The 12,125-nt window shown below is 38.5% G+C and carries 9 protein-coding genes; 3 read left to right on the forward strand and 6 right to left on the reverse strand.

What is annotated here, in order from left to right:
* Positions 1 to 559: 559 nt before the first annotated feature.
* The 6 genes from dnaJ to HT703_RS10535 form a co-directional block, all read right to left on the reverse strand.
* Positions 560 to 1,699 carry a molecular chaperone DnaJ gene (dnaJ, locus tag HT703_RS10510; protein ID WP_014017330.1) on the reverse strand — a complete coding sequence of 380 codons (1,140 nt, stop codon included), beginning with the start codon at positions 1,697 to 1,699 and terminating at the stop codon, positions 560 to 562.
* 278 nt (positions 1,700 to 1,977) lie between these two features.
* A complete protein-coding gene (locus HT703_RS10515) occupies positions 1,978 to 2,379 on the reverse strand; it encodes a hypothetical protein (protein WP_054393183.1) in 402 nt (133 codons plus the stop codon).
* Position 2,380: 1 nt separating this feature from the next.
* Positions 2,381 to 4,204, reverse strand: coding sequence for a molecular chaperone DnaK (dnaK, locus tag HT703_RS10520; protein WP_049493655.1), 1,824 nt, complete (start codon positions 4,202 to 4,204; stop codon positions 2,381 to 2,383).
* 476 nt (positions 4,205 to 4,680) lie between these two features.
* The gene (gene grpE, locus HT703_RS10525) at positions 4,681 to 5,205 is read right to left on the reverse strand and encodes a nucleotide exchange factor GrpE (RefSeq protein WP_054393182.1); all 525 of its coding nucleotides are present in this window, start codon (positions 5,203 to 5,205) and stop codon (positions 4,681 to 4,683) included.
* 26 nt (positions 5,206 to 5,231) lie between these two features.
* Complete coding sequence (gene hrcA, locus HT703_RS10530; RefSeq protein WP_054393181.1) at positions 5,232 to 6,266, reverse strand: heat-inducible transcriptional repressor HrcA; 1,035 nt, start codon at positions 6,264 to 6,266, stop codon at positions 5,232 to 5,234.
* 160 nt (positions 6,267 to 6,426) lie between these two features.
* Positions 6,427 to 6,939, reverse strand: coding sequence for a DUF2812 domain-containing protein (locus HT703_RS10535; RefSeq protein WP_054393179.1), 513 nt, complete (start codon positions 6,937 to 6,939; stop codon positions 6,427 to 6,429).
* Between the two features lie 607 nt (positions 6,940 to 7,546).
* Here HT703_RS10535 and HT703_RS10540 point away from each other — a divergent pair.
* The 3 genes from HT703_RS10540 to HT703_RS10550 form a co-directional block, all read left to right on the forward strand.
* The gene (locus tag HT703_RS10540; RefSeq protein WP_054393175.1) at positions 7,547 to 9,880 is read left to right on the forward strand and encodes a DEAD/DEAH box helicase family protein; all 2,334 of its coding nucleotides are present in this window, start codon (positions 7,547 to 7,549) and stop codon (positions 9,878 to 9,880) included.
* Between the two features lie 12 nt (positions 9,881 to 9,892).
* A complete protein-coding gene (locus tag HT703_RS10545) occupies positions 9,893 to 11,356 on the forward strand; it encodes a class I SAM-dependent DNA methyltransferase (protein ID WP_000029046.1) in 1,464 nt (487 codons plus the stop codon).
* Positions 11,356 to 12,125 (forward strand): restriction endonuclease subunit S (locus tag HT703_RS10550; RefSeq protein ID WP_172930074.1); only part of this gene is annotated, 770 nt, incomplete at its 3' end. The genes HT703_RS10545 and HT703_RS10550, both read left to right, overlap by 1 nt.

The following is a 12,125-nucleotide window of genomic DNA, read 5'->3' on the forward strand; positions in this document are numbered from 1 at the left end:
GCTCAAAACACCGTTTTGAGGTTGTGAATAGAACTGACAAAGTCAGCTCAAAACACAGTTTTGAGGTTGTAGACAAGCCGACGCTGACGTGGTTTGAGGAGATTTTTAAAGAGTATCATTCACCATTTCACAACTAAATCGAAGATTTTCCGCCGTACTGAAAACGAGTCTGGGATAAAAGTCTAATCTTCAATATAAAAAGCGAACAAAACGAGTTATCTGACACTCAGAATTCTGTCTTGTTCGCTTTTTTATCTAATCTATCGATTTTTAAAATTTATAATAAAGAATTCCTGAAATCAAAATCTTTTTGTCTCAGACTCGTCCGGAAACTTTGAGACCTAGGCTCAAAGTTTAGGTATGGAACTTCGAAGAAGATCGCTACCGTCCGTCATTACTTAAGGAAAGTCTTAAAAAATCTATAAACAAAAAGAGCCACTCGGCTCTTTTTGTTTATACTCAATGAAAATCAAAGAGCAAACTAGGAAGCTAGCCGCAGGCTGTACTTGAGTACGGCAAGGCAACGCTGACGTGGTTTGAATTTGATTTTCGAAGAGTATTATTCTCCTTCAAAGGCATCTTTAATATGGTCAAAGAAGCCCTTTTTCTTTGGATTGACTTTTAAATCACCAGCAGCTGCAAATTCTTTCAAGGCTGCTTTTTGACGATCGTTCAAGCCTGTTGGTGTTACGACATTAACGGTAACATATTGGTCACCAACTGCACCACCACGAAGACTCGGAGCTCCTTTGCCACGTAGGCGGAATTTCTTACCAGTCTGAGTTCCCTCTGGGACAACCAATTCAACATCACCGTGAACAGTTGGAATATCTACTGTGTCACCAAGAGCTGCTTGGACAAAGTTGAGGTTGAGATTGTAGAAGATAGTAGTTCCTTCACGTTCAAACTTATCGCTGGCTTCCACAGAAACAACCACGTACAAGTCACCATAAGGTCCACCGTTAAATCCAGCTTCACCTTGACCAGCTAGGCGAATTTGTTGACCAGTTTCCACACCAGCAGGAATTTTGACATGTACGCTATGATCTTGTTTTTCATGCCCTGTTCCGTGACATGTTGTACATGGATCTTTGATTTCTTTTCCGCGACCATGACAGACATCACAGGTTACTTGACGACGCATCATACCAAGCGGAGTCTGCGTATCGACGTTAATGACACCAGCACCATGACAGCGTCCACAAGTGACTGGACTGGTTCCTGGCTTAGCACCTGAGCCATTACATGTACGACAGCTTGCTTCACGGTTGTATTTAACTTCTTTTTCAGCTCCAAAAATAGCTTCTTCAAAGGTCAAGTTCACACGATACTGGAGGTCATCCCCTTGGCGAGGAGCATTTGGATTGCGTGAAGCACCGCCTCCGCCGAAGAAACTTGAGAAAATGTCCTCAAAACCACCGAAGCCACCTGCCCCATTGAAACCGCCAGCTCCACCACCGAAGCCTCCAAATCCACCATTGGCGCCTGCAGCACCATATTGGTCATAGGCAGCCCGTTTTTGGTCGTCACTCAAAGTCTCATAGGCTTCTTGAACTTCCTTGTACTTTTCCTCAGCACCAGGCTCCTTATTGATATCTGGGTGATATTTTTTCGAAAGCTTACGATAAGCCTTTTTGATCTCGTCTGCCGAAGCGTTTTTTGACACCCCCAGACGATCATAAAATTCAGTATTGTTCATACAAGATACCAAGACCGTAAAATTCGACTGAAAAATAGGAAATCTGACGCTGGAGCGATGCTCCTAGACAGATTTATCTTTTTTCCGAGAATTTAGGTCGGGTTCAATTCCTTTCTGTTATATTAAGTAAGAAATTTGGGAACCCGTGTTCAATTCCCTGAACACATTTGTTCCTTTCTTTCATATTGATGAGACAAAACCCAAACAAATGATATTCCGTCCCTTTTTATCGAAAAACAGAGGCTGGGTTGCAACCTCTGCAAATAAGTAAATTAACTTTATTTTGATTTTAAATATCCTATAAGTACAGAAATATTTATATATTTTTGTCTCTTCTTAGTATTTGCTATAAAATTCCAATAGATTAGAAGGAATACACCGACAACCCAAATCATGCCCATTATAAACGATATTATAAATTCTGGTTTTTGTATGGTTGCTGATACTAGTGCTGATACTAGCGCTGACAACAATACTGAAGTAACAAAATTCCTTACCGCTTCATCATTTTTGACACAATTCTCATGTTCAGCTAATATAATTTCTCTATATCTAGCCAAATATACTGCTGGAATATTATCTATAAAATCTTTTGCAGATTCATAACTATCAGCTTTATCACAAAAATCATTATAAAGTTTTCGTGTACTTTTTAGATACTCTTCTGTTAATACACTCATCTTATTTTTCCGTAAACTCTCCGTCTACGACGTCATCGCCTGCGTTTCCTGTTGCTTGTGCACCTTCTGCTCCTGCTTGAGCTTGTTGGGCTGCTGCTGCTTGTTCGTAGAGTTTAACAGCAAGTCCTTGAGCTTTTTCGTTCAATGCTTCAAGTTTTGCTTTCATGTCGTCCAAGTTGTTGTCTTCTTGCGCCTTCTTAAGGTCATCAAGGGCAGCTTGGGCAGCGTCGCGTTCTGCGTCGAAGCCTTTGCCTTCAGTTTCCTTGATAGTCTTTTCAGTCGCAAAGATTGCTTGGTCTACTTCGTTACGAAGGTCCACTTCTTCTTTACGTTTCTTATCTGCTTCAGCGTTTGCTTCTGCATCTTTCATCATGCGGTCGATTTCTTCGTCAGTCAAACCAGAGTTCGATTGGATCACAATTGTTTGTTCTTTTTGAGTTCCAAGGTCTTTGGCCTTAACAGATACGATACCGTTCTTGTCAATGTCAAATGTTACTTCGATTTGAGGAATTCCACGAGGTGCAGCTGGGATGTCTGTCAATTGGAAGCGTCCAAGAGTCTTGTTATCTGCTGCCATTGGTCGTTCACCTTGAAGAACGTGGATATCAACGGCTGGTTGGTTGTCTGCCGCAGTTGAGAAGACTTGTGATTTAGATGTTGGAATTGTTGTGTTACGGTCGATGAGTTTTGTGAAGACACCACCCATTGTTTCGATACCAAGTGACAATGGTGTTACATCAAGAAGGACAACGTCTTTGACATCACCAGTGATGACACCACCTTGGATAGCAGCGCCCATGGCAACTACTTCATCAGGGTTTACTGATTTGTTTGGTTCTTTACCAGTTTCAGCTTTAACAGCTTCTACAACGGCTGGGATACGAGTTGAACCACCAACAAGGATCACTTCGTCGATTTCTGACAAGCTCAAACCTGCATCTGAAAGGGCTTGACGAACTGGAACTTTTGTACGTTCTACAAGGTCACGAGTCAAATCGTCAAATTTCGCACGAGTCAAAGTCATTTCCAAGTGAAGAGGGCCAGCTTCACCTGCAGTGATAAATGGCAAGCTGATTTGAGTTGAAGTTACACCAGAAAGGTCTTTCTTCGCTTTTTCAGCTGCATCTTTCAAACGTTGCATTGCCATCTTGTCAGTAGACAAGTCAATACCGTTTTCTTTCTTGAATTCTGCTACCAAGTAGTCAATGATTTTTTGGTCAAAGTCGTCACCACCAAGTTTGTTGTCCCCTGCAGTTGACAATACATCGAAGACACCGTCACCCAATTCAAGGATAGATACGTCGAATGTACCACCACCAAGGTCAAATACCAAGATTTTTTCTTCTTTGTCAGTCTTGTCCAAACCGTAAGCAAGGGCTGCTGCTGTTGGTTCGTTGACGATACGTTCTACTTCAAGACCAGCGATTTTACCAGCGTCTTTTGTTGCTTGACGTTGAGCATCGTTAAAGTAAGCTGGAACTGTAATAACTGCTTTGGTTACTTTTTCACCAAGGTAGTCTTCAGCGTAGCCTTTCAAGTATTGAAGGATCATAGCTGAGATTTCTTGTGGAGTGTATTCTTTTCCGTTTGCAGAAACTTTTTCAGAAGTTCCCATCTTAGATTTGATAGAGATGACTGTATCTGGGTTTGTAACTGCTTGACGTTTTGCAGCATCACCAACGATAATTTCGCCGTTTTTGAATGAGACTACAGATGGAGTTGTGCGGTTTCCTTCTGGGTTTGCGATGATTTTTGATTCAGTTCCTTCAAGAACTGCTACTGCTGAGTTTGTTGTACCTAAGTCAATACCGATAATTTTAGACATGTGTTTTTCTCCTTGTTAGTTAATTTTCTTTTTTTATATTTCCCTTAAGTGGTGGGGACGTGAGCAACTCCCTTCGGGATTTCATCACTTATTTTTGAGCCTATTGTCTCAAAAATCCCCTATTTCAGTAGCAAAAGCTACTGAAACTTTTACCACGGCGGGAAATATCTTCCTTGCAAGCCTTCGGCTTGCCTCTTATCTTTCTTCATAGTTTATTGTCGTTTCGGACAAGTTTTCTATTATGTAAATTGCGACACGAGAAGTCGAAATCGATTTTATTTCGACGACGAGTTAATAAGGAGGCTAGGCAAATGCCATAGCGATTGCCATTTTCTGACGAGTTGCTTTAGCTACCGTCAGAATTGCCGAATCGAACACGCCCTAAGCTCTGAGTAAAAAAGATAGATTTTCTTGTGTTCATCGAACACTTCGTCAATCTCCTATTTTTACTGTGAGCTTTTTACGGGCTTTGTATCTTAGTTATACACCACTACCATTGCTGGGCGTAGGATGCGGTCATGGAGTTTGTAGCCTTTTTGGAAAACTTGGGCGATGGTATCTGCTGGGTGTTCATCGTCTGCTGGGAGAGTTTGGATGGCCATATGATAGTTATGGTCAAATTCGCCGTCAGCTGCGATTTCTTCGATTCCTTCTTCTTTCAAAGCGTGAATCAAGCTTTCTTGAACCATCTCCAATCCTTTTTTGACATCATCTGTCAAACCTTCAACTGCGAGTGCACGCTCAAGATTGTCGAGTGATGGCAAGATTGCTTTTGCTAAGTCCTGGCTACGATAACGTTGCAAGTTTTGACGCTCTTCATTGGCACGGCGTTGGATATTTTGCATTTCCGCATGAGCGCGAAGGTATTTATTTTCGAACTCATCTGCACGTTCATTTGCCAAATCCAACTCATATTTCTCAGGAGTTGTTTCTTCTACCGTTTCCACAACTTCCTCTTCTTGGACTTCTTCTACTTCTTCATTTTTTATATCTTGGGCCATTTTCGCCTCCTTTAATGATTTCAATCTTAATGTACTTCGTAATGATTACTGCTGAGGTAGCGGTAAAAATCTGTCAACTTCATGGTCAAAACACGGTTGACTACGTTGACTTGGTTGATTAGCTGTTGGTAATCCAGATTGACTGGACCGATAATGGCTAGAATTCCAACTCCCCGATAAGGAATGAGGAACTTGCTACTAATCACCGCTAGGTCTGCTAGACAGGACTCTTGACTGTCTGCAACACGGACATTTTGCATCTGATCTTCACGCAACCCCTCACGAATCTCCAGAGCCACCTTTTGCGGTTGGTCAAAGAACTGATAAGCTGCCAGATTGGCAAAATTCAAGAGATTGACCTTGCCCGCCACCACAATGTTTTCGTTGAACATCTCCTTAAAGATATGTTCAAAGAGATCAATCACATTATCCGTTGTTGTAAAGTAACGCTGGATAATCTGCGGAATCTCCGTCCGAATCTTGTAGTGAATATCTAGAACGGTGTGCCCGAGGAAACGTTCCTGAATGATACTCTTCAGTTTCAGCAAATCTTCCTGCAAGAAGTTCCTTGGAATCAGAAACTGACTGGTAACCGTTCGCGACTCGTCTAGGGTGAATACTGCCAAGGCTGTATGTTGCCCCAAAACAACGATATCAAAGGCTGTCAAACGTTGCCTGCTCGGCTCAACATCCAGTGCCACTACCGTACAGCCACTCAGGTCTGTCAGTAGATTAGCAGCTTCTTGCAGAATATCCTCCAGTTTGAAGAATTCCTGATCAAAGGCTTTGACAATCTCATATACCTCATTTTCAGCCAGTTGATCAAAATCCAGTGAGTGTTTTACATAGTACTGAAAACCAGCAATACTTGGCATCCGACCGCTTGAAGTATGAGCCTTTTCAAGCAAACCTTGCTTTTCTAGAGCCGCCATGTCATTACGAATGGTTGCACTGCTAGAGTTAATAGACTCTTGCAAGGCTTTGGATCCGACAGGTTCGTGCGTTTTGGTAAAGATGTCAATAATCAGATTTAAAATATCCTGCTGACGCTCTGTAACCATCTCATCACTCCTCTCTGTCTGATAAATTAGCACTCGATACGTTCAAGTGCTAACTTATGATTCTATTATACACCCTTAGAAGAGAATGTCAAGATAAAAATTCAAAAAATTAGCACTCTTTTATCAAGAGTGCTAAAAATCAGTCTGAAGACCTAGAACCCTACCTTCCATCTACTCGGTATTTACTTTTTAGTCTGAAATAACCATAGATTAGATAAGAAATCATAAAGGCATATAGAGCAAAAATAACAAAGAAAGATTGCGACAGTTCTTCTCGAAACAAACTCATACAAACAACAAAACCTCCTAAGAAAGTAGCTGCACATGAACGAAGTCTATATCGCATAACTTCCCACCTGAGATTATTACTCATATAGACTTGATCCTCTGAAAGTATATCAGAAGCCAATTTACGAAGAATCGAACAAAAACCTGCTCCTATCAATTCCCAACCTCTATTTCTAAAATCTTGCAGTTCATGCTTATATTTTTTAAGAAATCTAGAATCATAGATACGGTAGATGACATCGTCTGGTTGACATTGGTCAAGATAGAACAAACCAAAACGACCCGTTCTATATCTCCAACCTTTCAAATGCATCTCATGCAAATACTCTTCTTCCTTGTCCAAATCAACAATGGTGAAAATCCGAAATTCTACTCTGCTATTCATTGTCTTACCCCAAAATTAGAAAACATGCCTGGTGTTATTTATTAGATAATTCTTTCCACTTTTGACTCAATCTCCAAAAAATATAAGAAATCTGAACCGCAAAAACTATCAATAAAACCCAATCTATTATGAAAATCAAAAATACTTCCCAACTGAAAGAACTAGCTCCACTGACAAACTTTGAGAAAACCGGTAGTAGAGCTAAAAAGAGAAGCAAAATAGGAAGCATCCGCCTCGTTAAAATCCGTTTGGCATAAAAAAATCTTTATTTAAACGAAAATATTATGGCAAAATTTACGCCAGTTTTTGAACGGCTGATGTAGATATTTTATACTTTCAAAATGTTTAAATGTGATTATTTATTTTTGAAAAATAGCTCACCAGCCCGACTGAAAGTGCTTATAGAATGATAATAAGTTGCCTGCCGAAAACAGTGAAAAATAGCGGTGTTATGCGGAGATAATCTGACGCGATGCGAAAATATATTGCATACTTATTTTCAACAATTTAGCAGAGTATTTTTATAAGTGTGATATAATAGAAGTATAATTTGTTCTGATAGTTTATTTTATGGAGAAGTAGATTTTTAGAATGCGGAGGGTTCAATATGGTTGAGTTTATAAAGTCTAAGAAAGAAATGAGTGAGGAGGATATTAAAGCAAATTTCATCACTCCTGCTATTGTAGCCAAAGGATGGAAAAATGGTGAACATATCGCTTACGAAGAATACTTCACTGATGGTCGAATTGAAGTTAGAGGAGATAAGGCTCGTCGTAAAGAAGGAAAAAAATCAGACTATTCACTGTATTACCAATTTGGAACTCGAATTGCAATTGTTGAGGCAAAGGATAATAAACACAGCGTTCGAGCAGGATTACAACAAGCTATTGAATATGGAGAGATTTTAGATGTTCCATTTGTTTATTCTTCGAATGGTGATGGCTTTATTGAACACGACCGTATCACGAGAGAAGAACGTGAGTTGGAGTTAGACGAATTCCCTACTCGTGAAGAATTATTTTCTCGTATGACGAAGGAAAAAGGATTGACGTACGAAATTACAGAAGCTATCTCAACTCCATACTATACAGACGCCTTCTCAATGAAAACGCCACGCTATTATCAGCAAATAGCTATCAACCGTACTATTGAAACAGTTGCCAGAGGACAAAAACGAGTAATGTTTGTGATGGCAACAGGAACGGGGAAAACGTTCATGGCTTTTCAAATTATTCATCGCCTTCGAAAAGCTGGTTTGGCTAAACGAGTTTTATTCTTAGCAGATAGAAACATCTTAGTAGACCAAACGATGGCTGAAGACTTTAAGCCATTCGAAAAGATAATGACGAAAATTACACCAAAACTTTTGACTGCTCCAGAAAAATTAAATTCTTTTGAAATTTATCTAGGGCTTTATCAGCAACTAACTGGTGAAGATGGAACTGAAACACATTATCAAAAGTTTGACAAAGACTTCTTTGATTTAGTCATAATTGATGAAGCGCACCGTGGCTCAGCTAAGGAAGACAGTAACTGGCGTAAGGTGATTGATTATTTCAGTTCTGCGACACAGATTGGGATGACCGCTACTCCTAAAGAAACCAAGAATGCTTCCAATACGGAATACTTTGGTGAGCCAATCTATACTTATAGTTTAAAACAGGGAATCGAGGATGGTTTTTTGGCTCCATATCGTGTTATGAGGATTAATTTAGATGTGGATGTGGATGGTTATCGTCCAGAAACTGGAAAAGTTGATGCTAACGGACAATTAATAGAAGATAGGTACTACGGCAGGAAAGATTTTGACAAAACCATTGTCATTGATGATAGAACGCAAAGAGTTGCCAAGTTTGTTTCTGATTATATGAAGCAAAACAATGCACGATTTGATAAAACAATTGTTTTTTGTGTTGATATTGACCATGCCGAGCGAATGCGTGCTGCACTTGTAAAAGAGAATCTAGACTTAGTCCAAGAAGACTATCGTTATGTCATGCAAGTAACTGGTGACAACGCTGAAGGAAAAGCTCAACTGGATAACTTTATGGATGTCAATTCTAATTTTCCCGCTATTGTAACAACGTCTAAATTATTAACGACAGGAGTTAATGCTAAAACATGTCGTTTGATTGTTTTAGACTCTAATATCCAATCCATGACTGAATTTAAACAAATTATTGGTCGTGGCACACGTCTTTATCCTCAAAAGGGGAAAGAATTTTTTACGATTATTGATTTTCGAAATGTTACCAATTTGTTTGCTGACCCTGATTTTGATGGTGAACCAGTGAAGGTTCTGGAAACGGGCGCAAAAACAAACAATGGTACTACACCTGGTTTTGTAAACGAAGGTGGTGACCCAGTAGAAAAATATATCGTTACAGACAAGCAGGTTACCATTCTTAATTCTACTGTTCAAGTATTGGATGAAAACGGGAAACTGATTACCGAAAGCCTGACCGACTACACTCGGAAGAATATCTTAGGTAGCTACGCCACTTTGAACGATTTTATCACAGTTTGGCATACGGCGGATAAAAAGAAGCTTATCTTAGACGAACTTTATAAAAAAGGAGTTTATCTAGATGCTATTCGAGAGTCGGAGGGAATATCAGAACAAGAAATCGATGATTTTGATTTACTCCTAAAACTTGCCTATGGTCAAAAAGAATTAACCAAAACGGAACGTATCAATAAACTCAAACAAAGCGGATATTTATATAAATATAGTGAGGAAGCGCGTGCTGTTTTGGAAATTTTACTGGACAAATACATGGATAAAGGTATTGGAGAACTCGAAAGCATTGAAACATTAAAACTTCCAGAATTTCAGATATATGGTGGAACCTTCAAAATCATCAATACTTATTTTGGAGATAAAAAACGATATTTACAAGCAATTAAAGAATTGGAGAAAGAGCTATTTACAGTAGCTTAATGAAAGGAAAGTATGTCAATTACATCATTTGTAAAAAGAATTCAAGATATCACTCGAAACGATGCTGGTGTTAATGGTGATGCTCAACGTATTGAGCAAATGTCTTGGTTATTATTCTTAAAAATTTATGATAGCCGTGAAATGGTTTGGGAATTAGAAGAAGACGAGTATGAGTCAATTATCCCAGAGGAATTAAAATGGCGGAATTGGGCTCATGCTCAAAATGGAGAGCGGGTATTGACAGGCGATGAATTACTTGATTTTGTCAATAACAAGTTATTCAAAGAGTTGAAAGAGCTTGAAATAACTTCAAATATGCCTATTCGAAAAACGATTGTTAAATCAGCTTTTGAAGATGCGAACAACTATATGAAAAATGGCGTCTTGTTACGCCAAGTCATCAATGTTATTGATGAAGTTGATTTCAATAGCCCTGAAGATCGTCATTCGTTTAATGATATTTACGAAAAAATTCTTAAAGATATTCAAAATGCTGGGAACTCAGGAGAATTTTATACGCCACGTGCAGCGACTGATTTTATTGCCGAAGTTCTTGACCCAAAACTTGGAGAATCAATGGCAGACCTTGCTTGCGGAACAGGAGGCTTCTTGACTTCGACTCTGAACCGTTTAAGTAGTCAACGTAAAACTAGTGAAGATACCAAAAAATATAATACAGCTGTTTTTGGTATTGAAAAGAAAGCATTTCCTCATCTTTTAGCAGTTACAAATCTGTTTCTTCACGAAATTGATGACCCTAAAATTGTTCATGGAAATACTTTGGAGAAAAATGTTCGTGAATATACGGATGATGAAAAATTTGACATTATTATGATGAATCCACCTTTTGGAGGGTCAGAATTAGAAACAATAAAAAATAACTTTCCAGCAGAATTACGGAGTTCTGAAACAGCTGATTTATTTATGGCTGTCATTATGTATCGTTTGAAAGAAAATGGTCGTGTTGGAGTTATTTTACCTGATGGTTTTCTATTTGGTGAAGGTGTAAAAACTCGCTTGAAACAAAAACTGGTAGATGAGTTCAACTTGCATACGATTATTAGGTTGCCTCATAGTGTCTTTGCACCGTATACAGGAATCCATACGAACATTCTTTTCTTTGATAAAACAAAGAAAACAGAAGAAACTTGGTTTTATCGTTTAGATATGCCAGATGGTTATAAAAATTTCTCGAAAACTAAGCCGATGAAGTCAGAACACTTCAATCCTGTTCGTGACTGGTGGGAAAATCGTGAAGAGATTCTGGAAGGTAAGTTCTACAAATCTAAATCATTTACACCTAGTGAATTGGCTGAGTTGAATTATAATTTAGACCAGTGTGGCTTTCCAAAAGAGGAAGAGGAAATCTTAAATCCCTTTGAGTTGATTCAGAATTATCAAGCGGAAAGAGCAACTTTAAATCATAAGATTGATAATGTATTAGCTGATATTTTGCAGTTGTTGGAGGACAAATAATGACACCAGAACAACTTAAAGCAAGTATTCTCCAAAGAGCGATGGAAGGGAAATTAGTGCCGCAAAATCCCAATGACGAACCTGCAAGTGAATTATTAAAGAGAATTAAAGCTGAAAAAGAAAAACTTATCAGTGAAGGAAAAATCAAACGAGATAAAAAGGAAACTGAGATATTTCGTGGTGATGATGGGAAACATTATGGGAAGTTTGCTGATGGAAGTATAAAAGAGTTTAAACATAATATACCTAAAGGATGGGCCATAGTTTATTTACCAGACATTTGTGCATTAGAGGACGGCTCAATAAAAAGAGGTCCTTTTGGTAGTTCTATAACAAAGTCAATGTTTGTTCCGAAAGGAGAACATACATATAAGGTTTATGAACAAGGTAATGCTATAAGAAAAACTATAGATTATGGAGACTATTGGTTAAAAGAGAGTGATTATATACGTTTAAAAAATTTTTCAATAAAAGCAGGAGATATTTTAATATCTTGTGCAGGTACTATTGGAGAAATCTTTCAAATACCTTCAAATTATTATAATGGAGTTATAAATCAAGCATTATTAAAACTTACGTTAAACTCAGATATAATAGATTCACAGTATTTTAAATGGATGTTTACGAGTTTGATTAATACACTAAAAGAGCATTCTATAGGTTCAGCGATAAAAAATTTAGCTTCAATAAAATTTTTAAAATATGAAGTTCCTATGTTATTGCCTCCACTATCCGAACAACAACGAATAGTAGAAGCAATCGAATCAGC

This window comes from Streptococcus sp. 3874 (assembly GCF_013276425.1).
Lineage (GTDB): Bacteria > Bacillota > Bacilli > Lactobacillales > Streptococcaceae > Streptococcus > Streptococcus pseudopneumoniae.

Bases quoted from the DNA above. Each gene is read 5' to 3' on its own strand.
- dnaJ (WP_014017330.1), bottom strand. From the start codon at position 1,699: ATGAACAATACTGAATTTTATGATCGTCTGGGGGTGTCAAAAAACGCT.
- HT703_RS10515 (WP_054393183.1), bottom strand. From the start codon at position 2,379: ATGAGTGTATTAACAGAAGAGTATCTAAAAAGTACACGAAAACTTTAT.
- dnaK (WP_049493655.1), bottom strand. From the start codon at position 4,204: ATGTCTAAAATTATCGGTATTGACTTAGGTACAACAAACTCAGCAGTA.
- grpE (WP_054393182.1), bottom strand. From the start codon at position 5,205: ATGGCCCAAGATATAAAAAATGAAGAAGTAGAAGAAGTCCAAGAAGAG.
- hrcA (WP_054393181.1), bottom strand. From the start codon at position 6,266: ATGGTTACAGAGCGTCAGCAGGATATTTTAAATCTGATTATTGACATC.
- HT703_RS10535 (WP_054393179.1), bottom strand. From the start codon at position 6,939: ATGAATAGCAGAGTAGAATTTCGGATTTTCACCATTGTTGATTTGGAC.
- HT703_RS10540 (WP_054393175.1), top strand. From the start codon at position 7,547: ATGGTTGAGTTTATAAAGTCTAAGAAAGAAATGAGTGAGGAGGATATT.
- HT703_RS10545 (WP_000029046.1), top strand. From the start codon at position 9,893: ATGTCAATTACATCATTTGTAAAAAGAATTCAAGATATCACTCGAAAC.